The sequence below is a fragment of the Acinetobacter sp. P1(2023) genome, assembly GCF_028367635.1.
GTDB classification, from domain to species: Bacteria; Pseudomonadota; Gammaproteobacteria; order Pseudomonadales; family Moraxellaceae; genus Acinetobacter; species Acinetobacter pittii_E.
The window spans coordinates 87373-106134 of record NZ_JAQNDD010000008.1; the positions used below are offsets into that span (position 1 = coordinate 87373).

An 18762-nucleotide genomic window follows, 5' to 3' on the forward strand; every position below is an offset into this window, starting at 1 on the left:
TCCCTACTTTTTAAGATGATATGTATTTTTAATATCTACTTTTACATCAGGTGACTTCATTAAATAATCATTTAAATTATCGGGTAAAAATAGGTATTTTGGCATTTCATATTTACTTGCTTTAAATGCTAGCTTTACTGTAGTGGATAGTACTTTCTCAGCATTTACAAACATATGGCCTGATTTCGCCATACTTGGAATTGCTTTTTTCGTTGCTTCTAAACTTTGAGTAGTACAATTAGGGGCTAAAGCAAAATAGTCCTGAGATAAAGCATAACTTTTATAGTATTTTTCATTTCGTCTTAATGTGGCTGTTTTCAATAAATTATTATAATAATTTAATACCAACATAGCCTGACTATCAAAGATTTTATAGCCATAAGCATGGGTTGTCCTCGTTTTTGAAGTTCCTACGCCTTGGCTATTTTCATCAGCAATATAAGCGTCAAAGTTACTCCAAATCCTTAATATCCCTTCTCCGCGGGGACTATTAGCTCCTTCTAAAGTAAAAATACCAAAGCTTTCAGGTTTCGTCTTCCCATATCTACCAAAATCATAGATATAATCCTTACCTTTCAACTTAATATAAACAGCAGTATGGCCATATGGTGATTCTCTATCTCCTTCCCCATAAGCACTCCCTACTAGTAGATGTAACTCAGCTTCTGGTTTCAAAGGAACTTTCTGGGTCGGTGGATTAGCTGTATTTGTTGTAGTACTTGTGGTTGTATTATTCCCCATTTACTAAATCTTCCTGTTCGAACCAATTAACAACTAATTCATCATTTTCAGCAGATTTTATGGTTTTCGTCATTCCTTTCTCATTAGTAAAACCATAAGATTTTATTCCCGTTCTTTTATTCAAAATTGAATAAGGTATTCCCTCTAATGGTTCATTCTTAGATGAATCTATAGCTTGGAAATTACGATGCTCGGTTTTAATTCGCAAATCGGGCAACGCAGGAACATTAGCATTCGCACTCCCTCCCCCCATAAATAAATGCTGCCCCGCCTTCACCTCAAACTTGCCGCCTGTCGTCATAAAAATGCCCGAACCAGTAATTTTGACTTGAGAGCCGCCTGCGGTGAGCACAATTTCTTTGGCTGCTGTCGCCTCAATTTTGTCTTCTGATGAAATAATCTGAACAGCTTGACGGGCAATTAAATCTGCTCCATCTCCTTGCGCTTGTATCTCGACTTTGCCTTTGCCTGCATAGAGTCTCGCCCCTTCTTGAGCCGCAAAAAGGCTGATCTTGTTTTGGGCATGCGCGATTAAATTCTTTTGGGTAGACAGGTTAATGCTGTCTCCGGCAGTTTGGTTAAGCTGCCCATCTGCGCTTAAGTGAATGTCTTCGTTACTGCTCAGCGCGATGCTATTGGGGCTTGCCAGCAGCATAATTGCTTCTTTAAAGGTTTTGGCTTTTGCGTTGTCTTGCTGCTCAAGTTTTTCAATAAAGGATTTTAGGTTTTCTAAATTTTCTAACGGGTCAGTTTGCTGATTTTTAGCAACTTCACTGAGTGCTTTGGCATTGCTAAGCCCGCCTTCAATTTGCTGTTTAGCCTCATTTGCATCTAGGTGTACGCCTTGGGCTTGATCCTGTTTATGAGTACTAAGGAGTAAGCCACTGCCTGCTCTTACTGCGCCCCACTGGTCTGTTCTGAGCTCGAAGCCTTCACCTCGACCTTCACTTTCCGCTTTGTCTTTTGGATGGCTTAAGTTACCGAGGTTTAATTGGCTTGCCGCATGGCTACTTTGGAGCTGGGCACTGATTTGGCCTGTGGTGTCATCAAAACGGAGTTGGTTAAAGCCCTTACCATCAACTTCTTCTGAGCGGATACCGCTGAGTTTTTTAGTGTCAGGTAATTGGCCTTTCTGGTCAAACTGGGTTGGGTGACGTTCAGCTTCGTGAATACGGCCCACCACAAACGGGCGGTCAATGTTACCGTCAAAGAAGTCGATCACAACAATCTCACCGACACGTGGTAAAAAGCGTGCTCCATAACCTGCACCTGCCCACGGGGTGAGTACATCGACCCAAGCGGAATCGGTGTCATTGTCATTACTGCCTGCTCCACCATCATGGCTATGGTCATCAGTTCGAGTAAACAGGAAGCGGACTTTAATACGTCCCCATTGGTCGACATGAATGCTTTCGCCCTCTAACCCAACTACTCTAGCGCGCTGCGGATAGGCTGCTGGTCGGTGTTCTAGGGGGTGATATTCAGGCACAGCTTTAATGTTGCGTCGAACCACATTCAGCTCAGCAAAGTGGCGCTGCTCAGGGTTTTGGCTGTCGAGTTGAGCTGCCTTGAGCTTGTCTTTTGGTAACAGGCGTTCAAGCTGCTGTTGTAATTCTTTTGGTAAATTATTTTGGTTGTAGTAGTGCTTGCTTAAGATTAAGAACTCTTTGTCGGCACTGTCATGTTGGTCAAGTTCAGGGTGGTCATTCAGCTCGAACCAGTAACCGACCTGTGCATCGCGGACATTACCTGAAACTGTAAACTGTTTCGAACTCAAGTGATGATAAGCATTAATATGCTGGTTAAGCTGTTCAATCTGGCTATTGCCTGAAGCTGTAGCTTGGTCTTCACCGTTTAAGTCCTGCATCCACGCGGGGCTGACATGCCATGCATCTTCAAGGTTTAGGCTGGCATTGTCATAGTGTTCACTGTGCTTTTGTGTGCCTTGTACGCTACCACTACCCTCTTCTTGTTGTAGGGCATCGGCTTGCCAACGTTGCACATGAGCAGACGTCGGCTGTAAGCGGCGCTCAGCTTTAACTTGGGTAATGGTATCGAACTGTTCTGTGGCACTGCTGCGTTGATAACGTAGGCTACGACGTTCAAGCGCTTGATAGTGTTGGTTATCGTCAATTAAGCGCAAGACTTGTGGCTGAATGGACGCATTCGGGTCGGTGACAAAAAGCTGTGATTCATCGACTAACCAGTTAATACCTTCGCTACGCCACAAACGGGTTAAAAAGTCATAATCGCTTTCGTTTGACTGCATCACAAATGGACGCACATCGTAGTCTTTCGTTAAACCTGCTGTGTCGAGCGTTAAGCTTGAGGCAAACAGCGGGCTTTTACCCTGCCATTCTTTAAACAGAATTTCGCTAATATCGCGCACGCTTTTGTTCATAAACACGCGGCTATTACGACGTTTATGCCAAAGTGCAGTTGGATCTTTTAAAGTTAAGTTATAAATGGTGAGTGAGCCGTCGCTTTGACCTTGGCTCACTTCGGTAATAATGCCCATGGTTCTAAAAAACTGACCAGTGTCCGTGACCTGATCGATGGCAACCTGACAGCCAATAAATTGTTTTAATGCAATATGCGCGTTCGTCGACAGACACAGTAACTCAGCAACGCTACCTTGGTTGAGCGTATGTTCGCCCTCAATGCGCTGTAAGAAAACTTGCTGGTTTAAAGACTGATTTGAGAATTGGATATGGACGGCACGATTTTGTGAAACAAGGCCTAAACGCTCCAATATACTCGACACACTCATCTGCATTTTTATTATCAATCAAACTTATATTTAAGCCGCATTTTAATTAATAAAAGACTAATCTGTCTATCTATACTCATTTTCAAAATGTAACTAGTCTAAATATGCTGTTTTACGTTAATTTGTTATTAAATAGGTATTTAATCGGTAAAATTAGATCATTTTAAAGTCTTATAATCCACCAAGGTATATTTAATATTTTTCTTTCATATTCAAATAGATATTCAAGAAACCCAAACATTCAAATTAATAAAATTCAGGATGAGATATGAAAATAAAAAAGTCTGCTTTTTATATATTTACCGTGATTTTCTCATTTCATTCTTTAGCATTTGCGGAACCGAGTGTCGCCGATATTCAATATCGTGCAGAGCAAGGGCAAGCTGTTGCTCAATATCATTTGGGCATGATGCTTTTAAGCGGCGAACGAGGCGTTGTTAAAAACTATGAACAAGCGTTTAAATGGCTAACTGCGGCCGACCAAAATGGAAGTATGGGGGCAAAATATAGTTTAGGGATGATGTATTACACAGGTACGGGCGTCGAAAAAGATGCCAAACGCGCTTTTGATTATTTTATAAAGGCTGCGTCCAAGGACCATGCGAAAGCGCAATATAACTTAGGGGTGTTATACAACAGAGGTGAAGGAACTGCGCAAGACTATGGAAAGGCGTTTGAGTGGTTCAGTCGTGCTGCCGAGCAAGGCTACCCACCTGCAGAATATAATTTAGCTCAGCTATATAAAAAAGGTCACGGCGTCACCCAAAGTGATGAGCAAGCGCTGAAGTGGTACACCAAAGCAGCCGAGCACAATGAAAGCGATGCCCAATACAACTTGGCCCAGATGTATTTAAATGGTGAAGGCACACAGAAAAACTTAGAAATGGCAAAGAAATGGTTCCAGCAAGCTGCCAATACAGGCGATGCAGATGCGAAAGAAATACTTAAAAGTTTAGAATAAAGGTAGTTACTCATAATATTTTTATTTATAAGATAATGAATTACTATTATTAATAAAACCGCATGCACAATTCTTTTTATTATTTATTTTTTCTAATTAAATATAAATATTAATTCCATTATTTTAAAAATATATTTAGTTTTATTATTAAATCAAAAATATTTTGAATATTAAATTGACGTAATTAAAATCACCGATTATTATCTCGTTGCTGGCCACATTGCCAGTCGGTTTTGACAGACCGTTGATCCACGGCGGATTATAGTTCTACTATAATTTGTTAGACCCTTGCGTCCCCTTTCTTTGCGGTAGGACGGGAGGGGGACGCCCCGTGCGTGCTGGTTCCATGGATCCCAGTCTGTCAACCCCCTTTCGTTCTACCACCATAAATTAATTCGCGGTAATCTGGTGGTAGGACTCCATAAATTATAAGGAGTTGACCATGACACTTTTAAAACTTATTCCCTCTTTAGATTAATTATTTTATTTATTTAAAATTTAGGTTTTCTATTGCCTGATTTTTTAAATTCACAATCTATTTTTTATTTTAAAATTTTAATTATTTTATTTTCCTAAATTCATGGGAGGATTAATTATTACCTAAAAATTATTTAAAACCTTAAAACGAATTGTATTTTAATTCGACTCATAGATATAAATCATTATGAGAATAATATGACAATTTATAAACCTATTTTGGCTTTAAGTTTAGTTTTAGCGAGCTTGGGAATTTCGGGTTGTAACTTACACACCCAACAGGATTTTGAAAAAATTTGCCTGTCGGGTGGGCACAGCAAAACCAGTTGCGAATGTATTTATCAGCGACTTGAACAAACCTACTCTCCCAAGCTGATGCAGCAGCTAGAACATGTCAGTTTGCAAAGTCCTGTTCTCCCACAGGACTTTGCCCCTACTTTCTTTAGCGTCATGCAGCGGTGTGACAAAAGTAGTCTGGGTTAAGCGTTTGGCTTGGCCCCCTTATCTCTGTGTTGCAATGGTTTATTACTTTAAATCAGCGCAAAAGATTAAAGTCTGTTGTGGCACAGAGGCCTAAGTCGAATTCTAAATAAGATCAATAAAAAGCATTCTTGTACGTTTTAGCCTACAAACTTTTAGGGATTTTGCGGATTGGCGACATCCTTCTTTTTTCCTAATATGAACTCATACAGGAACAGGATGTTCCGGAACATAAAACAACAATAATAGGTTCATGCACTAGGAGCGTGAGATACGACAGGAGTCATATCTAGCAACCAAATACGAAAAAGCTCGACAGGATGTCGGGCTTTTTTTATATCTGAAGATTTAGACAAAATTTAGGGTTTGAAAATTTCAGGCAGACTCTCTGCAAGAATATTAGGAATGTTATTTGGATAAACTATCTCTTCTGTTTGGCTCAGTTCATCAAATGTCCACCAACGACTTTTGCTAATCACAAGCTTTTCATGTTCAGACCAATTTGCTGTATTCACTTCTTCATTTTTAATAGAAACAATAAAAAGCCTTTCTTCAGAAATCACGACTTCCGCACTCGGTAACATCATTTCAAAATTGCGTGTTGCAACATGAGCGCCTATGTTTTGTCTTACTACACCTAACTCTTCATAAAGCTCTCGGCAAGCTGCTTGCTCGAAGGTTTCCCCTTCTTCAAGCCCACCACCAACAGTTGCCCAATATGATTGTCCAGCCAAAGCATCATTTGTATGAGTAAATTGAAATAACAAAATTTGATGATTTTCATTAAGAACTAATAGTCTTGAAGATTTTCTAATACGCATTTGAATTTTTCTTAAAGTAACAAGGTGGCTATTATTCATATTCATTTTAAAAAGTTAAATCATTTCTCAATGTACGCTTTAACCTACAAGCTTTTAAGGATTTTGCGGATTGGCGACATCCTTCTTTTTTCCTATGATGAGTTCATACAGGAACAGGATGTTCCAGAACATAAAACAACAATAATAGGTTCAAGCACCAGGAGCGTGAGATACGACAGGAGTCATATCTAGTACCCAAATACGAAAAAGCCCAACAGGACGTTGGGCTTTTTTTATTGCTATTTAAAGTGATGTTTAGGCTAAACCTATAGAGGACTATGTGCCTGTTCCTGCTTTTTATGGCGGATCCAACGCACTACCCAGATAACTGCAATCAGCACCACTACTGCAACTAGTGCAGGCACTAACATGGCCGAAACTGAAAGTAAGATCGCTCCAATCCATTCACCTGTTGCAACAACAAAATTCCCTAAGCCACCTGTAGTTGCAGTTGAAACACCACGTGCAGCAACGGTACTCATTTGCACCACACCTGCCGTACCACCACCGACAATAATCGCTGCTGCCCAACTGGCAAACTGAGACATTTCTCCACTGCTAACCGCCATGGTTGCTAACGTACCCGCGATCATAGCCGCAGGGGTTGCGACTGTGTCCAAGGCATTATCGACCCACGGAATATAGTAAGCCGCAACTTCACACACCGTTGCCACACCTAACGCCAAACACACCGACGGCATAGCCAACCATTCAAAACCTTTTGATGGCTCAAACCATCCCATCATGGTTGCAATGCTCATGACCAATAGCGGCACAAACACCCGAAAACCGCAGGCAGCGCTCAGGCCCACACCAATACATAAACCCAATATTGTTTCCATAACGGTTTCCTTTTTTAATGCCCATCGCGGGTCTTGTTATGTAAGTCTTATTTTTAAATTAACAAAAAGCCCCATCGGGTGACAGGGCTTTTTGTTAAATGCGAACGCAAATATTATTTCATTCTTAACGTTTAAATTGTGTGCAGTAGCATTTCGTGCAAGGTGGTAAAGGGTCGGTGTTAATTTCTAAAAACACTCGATGTCCGCATTGAGCACAGAAATAAAAGCCTGTTCCGGGTTTTTCGCCAGCTGTTACCATGATTACATTCCTATAATCGTATATATATTAAACAGGAATATAACCCACTTAAAGTGAATGTCAATTGTCCATTTCGCCCGATGATGATGGCATAAATGCAAAAAATGTTATTTGTACGATTTATCTTACATAGATTTAGGGATTTAACGGATTGGCGACTCCCCCCTTTTTTCCTATGATGAGTTCATACAGGAACAGGATGTTCCGGAACACAAAACAACAATAATAGGTTCAAGCACCAGGAGCGTGAGATACGACAGGAGTCATATCTAGCAACCAAATACGAAAAAGCCCGACAGGATGTCGGGCTTTTTTTATATCAATAACTATTCTCTTGTTAAGAGTTTAAGAATTAGAATGTCTATGCCTTATTATTTCATTTCAAAAAATAGTGATAAAAAGGAAAAACTTTCCTATATCTCTTATTTAAATTAATCGATTAGGCTTTGAATATCAGAAATAATTTGAGTTTCAATATCTTTCATTACCTGTAAAGCTATACTATGAATCTCATCTATCTTTTTTAGAGAGCAATCGACTGTTTTCCATTCGTTTTGTTCCTCTATAAAACGTTCGCTCCAGTTTTTTTCTTTTTCTCGTTCAAATTTATAAAAAACAGTTAATTTTGACTTTGAGAAGATTAATGTTATGAAACCCTTGTACCAATTTAATATTTGTTCTTTAGGTTTAAATTGAATAATCAATGTTTGAAATGGAGATGGGGCTGTCAATCTATACCCATTCAAAACATCTCGATATTTTGTAACTGTACGATATCCACCCGCTACCATTCTATATAAATTAGTGTCAGGGACATCAACTTCATATGACTCTTGTGTATAGTTTAATTTAGTAAAATATTCTTCTTCAGATTCAGAAATCCAATCTGCTATTTCTGTTTTGGATTCCAAATAAGGAGTAGTTGCATTGAATTCTAATTCAATATCAAATAGATGTTCGGATATGTCTTTTGCCCACTCATAATTCAAAAAAGCTATTTTGAGTTGATTAATAGATTCTTGAGCCTCTTCTTCATTACAAAAATCTTCTCCTCTATTTTTAACCTTTTTTACTAATGATGATAAAAAATCATTTTCATCAATATCAGTAGATGTATCCATTAATTGATCTTCCTTATCTTTCAACTCATCATGATACGTATTTTGATTTAACAGGTTACTAACCACTTCTATTATTTCTTCTGAAATATTAATAAAAATTTCTGTATTATCTGCTTGCTGAATAAACAATGGAGTCTGATGTTTTTTGACATTTGGATCGTCAGATATATACGCCATGACATCCCTATATCTAATATTTTGACCCTCAACGCTCAGTAGAGATTTTGCGAAACTTTTTGTAAATACACTAAAATCCTGTAAGGCAACAGAACTTTCAACACTTGAAGAGGAAAATAAAAAATATGCTTTATTAAAACTTTCCTTAGAGGATTTATCAAAGATCAACTGTAACTCTTGATTCGATTTTATATACTCCGTACCAGCCTGACATGCATCAATAACTTTCACTGTAAGCTTAGGCTTCAAGGACTTCAGCATTGCATCAAACTCACTATTCCTAAGTGAGGTTTGTTCTAAACGTTGCTCATTAAAATCCGCAAATAAATAGAAAAAATCATCTTTAATTCTTGCACCATGCCCTGTGTAATAAATAAAAATCTCATTAATATCATCTTCTTGATGGAGTCGGACAAACTCTGCTATTTGATCTTTAGCTATTGAACTTATAGGGCTGCGGTCTAATAGTAAAATATCTTGGTATTTTCCTGAAATATCCAAAATGCTAGATATTAAATCAACATCTCTATTACATGGTAAAAGCTTATTTATATACTGATAGTCAGCCACACCAATTAAAATTGCTAAATTCGTCATAGTTATCCTAAAATAAAAACCCCACTTTTAAAGTAGGGCCTTTTAGAATATTTTTCAATCAGTTATAGACTAAATATCAAGCCACTTGGCCTTCTAAAAAGTCTTGCGCAAAACGCTGTAATACTCCACCCGCTTCATATACAGAAACTTCTTCTTCTGTATCTAAACGACACGTCACAGGCACTTCAACAATCTCTTCTTTACCATCTGCTGTGGCACGTTCAATCACTAAAGTTAAAGTCGAGCGCGGCGCAATATTACCAATCACGCTATAAAGCTCTGTACCATCTAGTTTTAAAGTCTTGCGGTTTACGCCCGGTTTAAACTCAAGTGGTAACACGCCCATACCCACCAAGTTGGTACGGTGAATACGCTCAAAACCTTCTGCCACAATCGCTTCAACACCTGCAAGGCGTACACCTTTTGCAGCCCAGTCACGGCTTGAACCCTGACCGTAGTCAGCACCCGCGATAATAATTAATGGCTGTTTACGGTTCATGTAGGTTTCAATCGCTTCCCACATACGCATCACTTCGCCCTCTGGCTCTACACGCGCTTTTGAACCTTGCTTAATGGTACCGTCTGAACGAACCACCATTTCGTTATAGAGTTTCGGGTTGGCAAATGTTGCACGTTGTGCAGTCAAGTGGTCACCACGGTGCGTTGCGTATGAGTTGAAGTCTTCTTCTGGTACGCCCATTTTGTGAAGATATTCACCCGCAGCCGAGTCCATCAAAATCGCATTTGAAGGCGACAAGTGGTCGGTGGTGATGTTGTCACCCAAAATTGCAAGCGGACGCATGTTTGCCAAAGTACGTGGTGCAGCCAACGCCCCTTCCCAATAGGGTGGACGGCGGATGTAAGTACTTTGCGGACGCCAGTCGTAAAGTGGGCTTTCAGCTTCTTCAGTTACGCCTAAGTCAAACATTGGAATGTAGACTTTACGGAACTGTTCAGGCTTCACGGCTTGTTTTACTAATGCATCAATTTCAGCGTCAGATGGCCAAATGTCTTTGAGGTAAATCGGTTTACCTTCTTTGTCATGACCTAGCGCATCTTTTTCGATGTCAAAACGAATCGTACCTGCAATCGCATACGCCACAACTAGTGGTGGAGATGCCAAGAACGCTTGTTTTGCATAAGGATGGATACGGCCATCGAAGTTACGGTTACCAGAGAGTACTGCTGTTGCGTACAAGTCACGGTCAATAATTTCTTGCTGAATGACTGGATCTAACGCGCCCGACATACCGTTACACGTCGTACAAGCGTAAGCCACAATACCAAAACCAAGTTGCTCTAAGTCTTTTAGAACGCCTGCTTCTTCAAGGTAAAGTGCAGCCGCTTTTGAACCCGGTGCAAATGATGATTTCACCCAAGGTTTACGAACCAAACCAAGTTCATTTGCCTTACGTGCCAACAAACCTGCCGCCACAGTGTTACGTGGGTTAGAGGTGTTAGTACATGAAGTAATTGCAGCAATAATAATCGCGCCATCTGGCATTAAGCCGTCAGAACGGTTTTCAACAACACCCGCAATACCCTTTTCTTTTAGATCCGCAGTTGAAACACGTGCATGTGGGTTTGATGGACCAGCAATGTTACGTGTGACTGTCGATAGGTCAAAACGTAGTACACGTGGGTACTCTGCTTTGGTCATATCAGATGCCCAAAGGCCGATTTCTTTTGCGTACTGTTCAACCAATGCCACTTGAGAATCTTCACGGCCTGTTAGGCGTAAGTAGTCAATCGTGTTTTGGTCGATATAGAACATGGCAGCCGTAGCGCCATATTCTGGTGTCATGTTCGAAATGGTTGCACGGTCGCCCACAGACATGCTGTCAGCACCTTCACCAAAGAACTCAAGGTAAGCACCAACCACGCGTTCTTTACGCAAGAATTCGGTTAAAGCAAGTACGATATCTGTTGCAGTAATGCCTGCCTGACGCTGACCTACAAACTCAACACCAATAATGTCTGGCAGACGCATCCAAGATGCACGGCCTAACATTACGTTTTCAGCTTCTAAGCCACCCACACCTACAGAAATTACGCCCAAAGCGTCTGTATGTGGTGTGTGTGAGTCTGTACCAACGCAAGTGTCTGGGAATGCTACGCCATCACGCGCCTGAATCACCGGAGACATTTTCTCTAGGTTAATCTGGTGCATGATGCCGTTCCCCGCAGGGATCACATCAACATTTTTAAATGCGGTTTTGGTCCACTCAATAAAGTGGAAACGGTCTTCGTTACGGCGGTCTTCAACAGCACGGTTTTTTGCAAAAGCGTCTGGGTCAGCACCACCGTATTCCACTGCTAAAGAGTGGTCGACAATGAGCTGTGTTGGTACAACTGGGTTAACTTTAGATGGGTCACCGCCTTTGTCAGCAATCGCATCACGCAAACCTGCAAGGTCAACCAATGCAGTTTGACCTAGGATGTCATGACACACAACGCGCGCTGGATACCAAGGAAAGTCCAAGTCCTGACGGCGTTCAATTAACTGCGTTAAATAGGCAGTTAAATTCTCGGCATCGGCACGGCGTACCAATTGCTCTGCGAGTACTTTTGAGGTGTAAGGCAGTTTTTCGTATGCGCCTGGCTGAATATCTTCAACGGCTTGACGCACGTCGTAATATTCAAGCTGGGTACCTGCCAGCGGTTTACGGTATTTTGTGTTCATTAACCACGCTCCGCCAATGGTTTAAATTCGAGGTTTTCAGGGCCTGTGTAGTTCGCGCTTGGACGAATAATTTTGCCGTCTTGACGTTGTTCAATCACGTGCGCTGACCAGCCTGCTGTACGTGCAATCACAAACAGTGGTGTGAACATTGCAGTTGGAACACCCATTAAGTGATAGCTCACTGCACTGAACCAGTCGAGGTTCGGGAACATGTTTTTCACTTCTTTCATCACTGCTTCTAAACGCTCAGCGATAAGGTACATTTTGGTGTTCTCTTGTGCTTCTGCTAAGTCGTGCGCAACTTTCTTGATCACTTCGTTACGTGGGTCAGAAACTGTATATACAGGGTGACCAAAACCGATCACAACTTCTTTATTTTCAACACGTTTACGGATGTCAGCCTCTGCTTCGTCTGCGTTGTCGTAACGTTGTTGAATGACGAATGCAACTTCGTTCGCACCACCGTGTTTAGGTCCACGAAGTGCACCAATACCGCCTGTAATTGCCGAGTACATGTCAGAGCCTGTACCTGCAACCACACGTGAGGTAAATGTAGATGCGTTGAACTCATGCTCAGCATATAAAATAAGAGATGTATGCATTGCTTGAATCCATTCTTCAGATGGCTTTTCGCCATGAAGTAAATGTAAGAAATGCGCTGCAATTGAGTCGTCATCTGTTTCAACTTCAATACGACGGCCGTTGTTGCTGAAGTGATACCAATAAAGCAACATTGAGCCTAGGCTTGCCATTAATTTATCAGCAATGTCTTTTGCGCCAGCTTCATTGTGGTCTTCGTGTTCTGGCGTTAAACAACCAAGAACTGAAACACCTGTACGCATTACGTCCATTGGGTGTGCAGACGGTGGTAATTGCTCAAGTGCTGTTTTCAGTGCGGCTGGTAAGCCACGAAGTGCTTTTAATTTTGCTTTATAGGCTTTAAGTTCAGCTTTGTTTGGTAATTTGCCATGTACGAGCAAGTGAGCAACTTCTTCAAATTGGCTACCTGCTGCAAGGTCAAGAATGTCATAGCCACGATAGTGTAAGTCGTTACCGCTACGTCCTACGGTACATAGTGCTGTGTTGCCTGCAACTTGTCCGCTAAGTGCAACTGATTTTTTTGGTTTGAAGCCTGTTGTTGTTTCATTTGAGCTCATAAGATTGTCCTTTCCTATCTGAATTTATTTATTAAGCACGACGGAGTCGCACCGTTTTCACTTCTTATTTCGGGATTAACCTTCGGTTCGACCTACTTTTCTTTCGGGAAAAGTAGGCAAAACCATTGTCATCTGCAAAACTCGTCCACAACCATCGAATATCCTATCTATCGCAGAACCAATTTTAAAAAATGTAGTCCTGTCTCAAACAGTTGCAGATGACGCCTCCGAGTATCAGATTCCAATTAATCAACTTTTTAATTTATTATTTCTTTTTAGCAAATGCGTTATCTAAGTAGTCTTCAAACGCATAGTAGTTAATGCGTTCATATAACTCTTTACGCGTTTGCATAATATCAATCACATTCTTTTGTGTGCCTTCTTTACGCAAGGTTTCATACACAGTTTCGGCTGCTTTGTTCATGGCACGGAAAGCAGAAAGCGGATAGAGCGCAAGGCTTACATCAGCAGATGCTAACTCTTCAGTAGTAAACAGTGGTGTAGAACCAAACTCAGTGATGTTTGCCAAAATTGGGGCACCAGTCTTCTGAGCAAATTGCTTGTACATATCAAGCTCGGTAATTGCTTCAGGGAATAGCATGTCCGCACCCGCTTCAATGTAGGCACCTGCACGGTCAATAGCCGCTTGTAAACCATCTACAGCCAACGCATCGGTACGTGCCATAATCACGAAGCTGTCATCACCACGTGCATCAACCGCGGCTTTAATACGGTCAACCATTTCTTCTTGAGTCACAATGGCTTTGTTTGGACGGTGACCACAACGTTTTGCGCCCACTTGGTCTTCAATGTGCATTGCCGCAGCACCAAACTTGATAAGTGCTTTTGTAGTACGAGCAATGTTAAATGCAGAAGCACCAAAACCAGTGTCGGCATCAACCAATAATGGAAGATCACAGACATCGGTAATACGGCGTACGTCTGTCAACACATCATCAAGGTTACTAATTCCCAAATCAGGTAAGCCTAAAGAACCAGCGGCTACACCACCACCTGATAAGTAAATCGCTTTATAACCTGCACGTTTTGCCAAAAGTGCATGATTGGCGTTAATGGTTCCAACCACTTGTAATGGCTTTTCTTGGGCTACTGCATCGCGAAATAGCTGACCTGCGGATTGTTTAGCCATTGTTATGTTCTCCTTGTGCTTGTAGCAATGTTTGCTCAATAATTTTGTAAGAAGCATTGATATGTCGATGCATCAGCAGCTCGGCAAGTTCACCATCGCCTTCTGCAATTGCATCTAAAATACGGATGTGTTCGTCCCAAGCTTTGCTCGGTCGATCGGGTGTGTTTGAAAACTGAATTCGGTACATACGAATGAGGTGATAAAGCTCATCGCATAGCATTTTTTCTAGGGTTTTATTGCCACTACTTTTGATAATGCAGTAGTGAAAATCGTCCTGCCCTTCTTGCAAGTAATATCCTTTACCTGCTTTAAAGTTTTCATCTTCAGCGTGCATACGCAATACATCACGTAACGCCAAGATTTGCTTTTTATCAATATGCTGCGCAGCAAGTTTGCAGGCCAAACCTTCTAAAGAAGCACGAATCTGGTAAAGCTCTTTAAACTGTTGCAGTGACAGCGAAACCACGCGCGCGCCCACATGTGCAGTACGCTCAACCAAACGTTGTCCTTCAAGGCGATGAATCGCTTCACGCAGAGGCCCACGGCTGATGCCATAAGTCCGTGCCAGTTCAGGCTCAGAAATTTTGCTACCTGCCGGAATTTGACCCAAAACAATCGCCGTCTGTATTTGTTTAAATACATTCTCGGTCAGTGTTCTTCCCTGACTTTGTAGAGGCTCTGGTGCGAAGGTCAAATCTTGCATATTGTCGACAATTTTTAATCAATTATGAGTTTTATAGCGGGGTGAATGAAAAAAATCAAGGTGATTGTTGACACTTTATAGAACGCATCAGGTCAATCTTTATCGTTTGACCGCTTATATCACCTTATATTTAAAACATTAAACCACTTTCAATTTAATATTTATAAGACAATAACTTAGTTTCAATTTATCTATGGTTTTATGGCTCTTTTTCAGTTGCTTTTGGGCCTCTAATCTTTTGTTTCAAACTTTAGTCTACAACCAATGTATTACAGCAAGATTGTAGACAATCTGCTTGAATGAAATCATGAGTTAGAAATTAGTATCTATTTACCGTAATTTCTTTTAAATCTTTTTATCATTTTCAGCCAGAAAATATCGATATTAGTGAAATTAGCAGGTGCTTCACGGTAGCTTTATTGATACATTATTGAGCATCGACATAGTTGTGGCGTATTTTTCGAGACAGAAAAAACCCAGCACTATGCATATTGTTGAATGAAAGGACTTTTTTGATGTTTCAACATATCCCCCCATACGCAGGCGATCCAATTCTCTCTTTAATGGAACAGTTCAATGCTGATACTCGTTCTGAAAAAGTAAACTTGAGTATTGGTCTTTACTATAACGAAGACAGTATTGTTCCTCAGTTAGAGACCATTATTGAAGCGCAAAAGCGTATCGAGCCTAAAAACGGTAAAACCAAACTTTATTTGCCAATGGAAGGCTTCAAACCTTACCGTGAAGCAATTCAAGCACTTTTATTTGGTGCAAACAGCCCAGCAGTTAAAGCTGGCCGTGCTGTAACCATCCAAACACTTGGTGGTTCAGGCGCTTTGAAAGTTGGCGCGGATTTCTTAAAAACTTATTTCCCAAATTCAGACGTTTGGGTAAGCCAACCAACTTGGGACAACCACGTTGCGATTTTCAATGGCGCTGGCATCAAAACTCATTTCTACCCATATTTCGATAACGAAACGCGTGGTGTAGATTTTGACGGTATGCTTTCAACACTTAAAACTTTGCCTGAGCAAAGCATTGTGTTATTGCACCCATGCTGCCACAACCCAACGGGTGCTGACTTAAACCCAGCGCAGTGGGACCAAGTAATTGCGGTATTAAAAGACCGTAACCTTATTCCATTCCTAGACATCGCTTACCAAGGTTTTGGTGACGGTATGGAAGAAGATGCGTATGCAATCCGTGCTTTAGACCAAGCGGGTCTAAACTTCATTGTGAGCAACTCGTTCTCTAAAATCTTCTCTTTATATGGTGAGCGCGTTGGCGGTTTAACTTTCGTATGTGACGATGCAGAAGCTGCTCAGTGTACATTTGGTCAATTAAAAGCAACTGTACGCCGTATTTACTCTAGCCCTCCTACAACAGGTGCTTGGTTAGTTGATGAAGTGTTAAATGACGCTGAACTTAACCAACAATGGCAAGGCGAAGTAAAAGAAATGCGTGAGCGTATTATTAAAATGCGTAGCATCTTGAAAGATGAACTCACTAAAGCATTACCAGACCGTGACTTTAACTACCTTGTAAACCAAAAAGGTATGTTCAGCTACACTGGTTTAACTGCTGAGCAAGTGGATATCTTGCGTGAAGAATATGCAATCTACTTAGTACGTAGTGGTCGTATTTGTGTAGCAGGTTTAAACATGAACAATGTTTACACTGTTGCTAAAGCGATGGCAGAAGTGCTTGCTAAATCTGTAGAAGCAGCATAAATCATCCATTAAAAAAGGCGCTTCGGCGCCTTTTTTTATTTATCGAGGTTAAGATTTAGCTTTGCCCCAATATTTCAGTTTTGAGGTATGTCCAATACCCACATTAAAGCTATTGGTTGGGTCGAGTTTTTGGTAGAAATTGGCCAATGCAGGTTTAGCAATGTAGAGATGCCCGACATTATGCTCTGCCGGATATTCAGCACGTCGCGCATCCAGCAACTTCCACATTTGATGTTCCATTTCTAAAGGATCATGGCCCTTTTTAAGAATATAGTCCTGATGGAAAACATGACAAAAGAAATGCCCATAATAGAGTTTATGGAGAATTTTCTTTTCCATCTCGGCTGGCAGTTGCTCTACCCATTCGCGGTCATTACGACGTAACGCAATATCAAGCGCGACAATATCTTCAACTTCACTACGGTGCGTATCGCGATAACGAATAGCCGCCCCTGCAATCGCAAAACGGTGTAAGAACGCTTTTCGCCCTTCTTCTTCGCTACATACGAAATAGCTGCCTGACGGATGCACTGCAAAATATTCTTTTAAAAACTGCTCAGTCTGTGCTTTCGAATTATTTTCGACACGTAAAACTAAATGGTGCTCATAACGATCCCGATATTCGGTCATACGCTTAGACAAATGACTCGGTAAAAAGAACGTAATGGCCTGCAAAATATGATCTGTTAAGCCTTTAATTTTAAATTTTTCTAAAAAGCCATCGACTTTGTCTTTCATCGCAAAGGCTTTAGGAACATTGGCTGTGCCAAATTTTTCAATAAATAAGAACGTGTCTTTACCGTACTTTTCACCAATTAAGTAAGCATCTCGGTGAATATATTCCCCCGCAATCGGTAGGCTTGGCAGTGAGGTCAGTAAATAACGGCGAATCGCTGTTAAATCATCGGCATCATCAGTACCAATATAAAAGACATTACTTTCTACTTTTTCATAAGTATCAAGGCGTACAGCAAACACACAGACTTTACCTGCCGAACCTGATGCTTCAAACAAACGTGACGGATCTGCATTAAAACGGGCAGGCGTATCTGCATCAACTTGAGTCACATCATGCGCATAGCGATGGTCCGATGCCTGCTTTTCGCTATCATCTAAAATATCTACCGCTTGGTACTGCTGTTTTTCTAAACGCGTCAAAATTTCTTCAGGAGTCGAGCCTAAATTCACCCCTAAATGGTTCACCAGTTCTAATTGACCGGCAGCGTTCACCTGAGCATATAACGCCAGTTCAGTGTATGCAGGGCCACGGCGTACCAAGGCACCGCCCGAGTTATTACAGACACCGCCAAGTACTGATGCACCAATACAAGATGAACCAATCACCGAATGCGGCTCACGGTCATAGCCTTTTAAAATTTGCTCTAAATTATCTAAGGTCGCACCCGGTAAACAAATCACTTGCTTACCGCCATGAATGACTTGTATACCCTTTAAACGACGCGTACTCATGACTAAAACAGGACGGTCATAGTCATCGCCATATGGCGTTGAACCACCTGTGAGTCCCGTATTGGCCGCCTGCATAATGACGATACAATCTGCATCAATAGCAGCTTGAAGCACCTGCCATTGCTCTAACAATGTGCCCGGCACCACTACAGCAAGCACTTTCCCCTCACCAAAACGTCGACCTTGGCGGTACTGACGCGTGCTTTGGTCATCGGTCAAAACATGAGAACGCCCTACAATGTTTTGTAAACGTTCAATCACTGCTTGAGGAGAAAATGTTTGCATGATGGTTTCCTTTTAGTCATCCATATAAGATCTAGCTGTAATCCACGCTAGAACCAGATCAGCACGACGGAGCTTACTATTTGTAATTTATAATTTAATTAGCTCATTCTCTAATTCGAATCAGCCCTACATTTACTATCGTGGGGCGGCATGGATGCCGCCTGTTGAGCAACCGCACAAGGAAGTGCGGTTTGCTCAACAAAAGGTTTTTGGTTACTTTTGACCTTTCAAAAGTGACAAATGCCTATACATAACACATTAGCAAATCATCAAATTTTGAGGCTGTGCTTACTGCTTCA

General features: G+C 41.2%; 14 protein-coding genes and 1 pseudogene. 4 read left to right on the plus strand and 11 right to left on the minus strand.

Going from position 1 to position 18762, the window contains the following annotated elements; all coding sequences use genetic code 11:
- Window positions 1–3: 3 nt before the first annotated feature.
- Complete coding sequence (locus POD11_RS12870; protein WP_262457419.1) at window positions 4–741, minus strand: hypothetical protein; 738 nt, start codon at window positions 739–741, stop codon at window positions 4–6.
- Window positions 731–3517, minus strand: coding sequence for a type VI secretion system Vgr family protein (locus POD11_RS12875; protein WP_262457421.1), 2787 nt, complete (start codon window positions 3515–3517; stop codon window positions 731–733). Before POD11_RS12875 ends, POD11_RS12870 begins: the two co-directional genes overlap by 11 nt.
- 262 nt (window positions 3518–3779) lie before the next feature.
- Between POD11_RS12875 and POD11_RS12880 the strand changes: the two genes are divergently transcribed.
- Window positions 3780–4472, plus strand: coding sequence for a tetratricopeptide repeat protein (locus POD11_RS12880; RefSeq protein ID WP_262457422.1), 693 nt, complete (start codon window positions 3780–3782; stop codon window positions 4470–4472).
- 675 nt (window positions 4473–5147) lie between these two features.
- Entirely contained in the window at window positions 5148–5432 is a 285-nt protein-coding gene (locus tag POD11_RS12885) for a hypothetical protein (RefSeq protein ID WP_262457424.1), read from the plus strand.
- 356 nt (window positions 5433–5788) lie between these two features.
- Here POD11_RS12885 and POD11_RS12890 read toward each other — a convergent pair whose 3' ends face one another.
- From POD11_RS12890 to POD11_RS12925, 8 genes are all read right to left on the minus strand, one after another.
- Window positions 5789–6289 (minus strand): NUDIX hydrolase, encoded by a 501-nt coding sequence (locus POD11_RS12890; RefSeq protein WP_262457483.1) that lies wholly within the window; start codon window positions 6287–6289, stop codon window positions 5789–5791.
- Window positions 6290–6555: 266 nt separating this feature from the next.
- Window positions 6556–7131 carry a DUF4126 domain-containing protein gene (locus POD11_RS12895; RefSeq protein ID WP_057053931.1) on the minus strand — a complete coding sequence of 192 codons (576 nt, stop codon included), beginning with the start codon at window positions 7129–7131 and terminating at the stop codon, window positions 6556–6558.
- Window positions 7132–7255: 124 nt separating this feature from the next.
- Window positions 7256–7390, minus strand: a complete 135-nt coding sequence (locus tag POD11_RS12900) for a zinc ribbon-containing protein (protein ID WP_001983336.1) — start codon at window positions 7388–7390, stop codon at window positions 7256–7258.
- Between the two features lie 431 nt (window positions 7391–7821).
- Window positions 7822–9285 carry a caspase family protein gene (locus tag POD11_RS12905; RefSeq protein ID WP_262457427.1) on the minus strand — a complete coding sequence of 488 codons (1464 nt, stop codon included), beginning with the start codon at window positions 9283–9285 and terminating at the stop codon, window positions 7822–7824.
- Window positions 9286–9361: 76 nt separating this feature from the next.
- A complete protein-coding gene (gene acnD, locus POD11_RS12910) occupies window positions 9362–11968 on the minus strand; it encodes a Fe/S-dependent 2-methylisocitrate dehydratase AcnD (protein ID WP_262457428.1) in 2607 nt (868 codons plus the stop codon).
- Window positions 11968–13125, minus strand: coding sequence for a bifunctional 2-methylcitrate synthase/citrate synthase (gene prpC, locus POD11_RS12915; RefSeq protein ID WP_004795430.1), 1158 nt, complete (start codon window positions 13123–13125; stop codon window positions 11968–11970). Before prpC ends, acnD begins: the two co-directional genes overlap by 1 nt.
- Window positions 13126–13390: 265 nt before the next feature.
- Complete coding sequence (gene prpB / locus POD11_RS12920) at window positions 13391–14275, minus strand: methylisocitrate lyase (protein WP_005071840.1); 885 nt, start codon at window positions 14273–14275, stop codon at window positions 13391–13393.
- Window positions 14268–14978, minus strand: a complete 711-nt coding sequence (locus tag POD11_RS12925) for a GntR family transcriptional regulator (RefSeq protein ID WP_001153627.1) — start codon at window positions 14976–14978, stop codon at window positions 14268–14270. The genes prpB and POD11_RS12925 overlap by 8 nt, the downstream gene beginning before the upstream one ends.
- 45 nt (window positions 14979–15023) lie before the next feature.
- On the opposite strand from POD11_RS12925, the pseudogene POD11_RS12930 reads away from it, so the two are divergent.
- Together POD11_RS12930 and POD11_RS12935 are read left to right on the plus strand one after the other, a co-directional pair.
- A pseudogene (locus POD11_RS12930) lies at window positions 15024–15158 on the plus strand (hypothetical protein).
- 335 nt (window positions 15159–15493) lie between these two features.
- Window positions 15494–16708, plus strand: coding sequence for an amino acid aminotransferase (locus tag POD11_RS12935; RefSeq protein WP_240062216.1), 1215 nt, complete (start codon window positions 15494–15496; stop codon window positions 16706–16708).
- Between the two features lie 48 nt (window positions 16709–16756).
- On the opposite strand, the gene dld is transcribed toward POD11_RS12935, so the two are convergent.
- Entirely contained in the window at window positions 16757–18463 is a 1707-nt protein-coding gene (dld, locus tag POD11_RS12940; RefSeq protein WP_262457430.1) for a D-lactate dehydrogenase, read from the minus strand.
- Window positions 18464–18762 lie beyond the last annotated feature (299 nt).

Excerpts from the sequence above, each read along its gene's own strand:
- POD11_RS12870 (WP_262457419.1), bottom strand. The coding sequence starts at position 741 with ATGGGGAATAATACAACCACAAGTACTACAACAAATACAGCTAATCCA.
- POD11_RS12875 (WP_262457421.1), bottom strand. The coding sequence starts at position 3,517 with ATGCAGATGAGTGTGTCGAGTATATTGGAGCGTTTAGGCCTTGTTTCA.
- POD11_RS12880 (WP_262457422.1), top strand. The coding sequence starts at position 3,780 with ATGAAAATAAAAAAGTCTGCTTTTTATATATTTACCGTGATTTTCTCA.
- POD11_RS12885 (WP_262457424.1), top strand. The coding sequence starts at position 5,148 with ATGACAATTTATAAACCTATTTTGGCTTTAAGTTTAGTTTTAGCGAGC.
- POD11_RS12890 (WP_262457483.1), bottom strand. The coding sequence starts at position 6,289 with ATGAATAATAGCCACCTTGTTACTTTAAGAAAAATTCAAATGCGTATT.
- POD11_RS12895 (WP_057053931.1), bottom strand. The coding sequence starts at position 7,131 with ATGGAAACAATATTGGGTTTATGTATTGGTGTGGGCCTGAGCGCTGCC.
- POD11_RS12900 (WP_001983336.1), bottom strand. The coding sequence starts at position 7,390 with ATGGTAACAGCTGGCGAAAAACCCGGAACAGGCTTTTATTTCTGTGCT.
- POD11_RS12905 (WP_262457427.1), bottom strand. The coding sequence starts at position 9,285 with ATGACGAATTTAGCAATTTTAATTGGTGTGGCTGACTATCAGTATATA.
- acnD (WP_262457428.1), bottom strand. The coding sequence starts at position 11,968 with ATGAACACAAAATACCGTAAACCGCTGGCAGGTACCCAGCTTGAATAT.
- prpC (WP_004795430.1), bottom strand. The coding sequence starts at position 13,125 with ATGAGCTCAAATGAAACAACAACAGGCTTCAAACCAAAAAAATCAGTT.
- prpB (WP_005071840.1), bottom strand. The coding sequence starts at position 14,275 with ATGGCTAAACAATCCGCAGGTCAGCTATTTCGCGATGCAGTAGCCCAA.
- POD11_RS12925 (WP_001153627.1), bottom strand. The coding sequence starts at position 14,978 with ATGCAAGATTTGACCTTCGCACCAGAGCCTCTACAAAGTCAGGGAAGA.
- POD11_RS12935 (WP_240062216.1), top strand. The coding sequence starts at position 15,494 with ATGTTTCAACATATCCCCCCATACGCAGGCGATCCAATTCTCTCTTTA.
- dld (WP_262457430.1), bottom strand. The coding sequence starts at position 18,463 with ATGCAAACATTTTCTCCTCAAGCAGTGATTGAACGTTTACAAAACATT.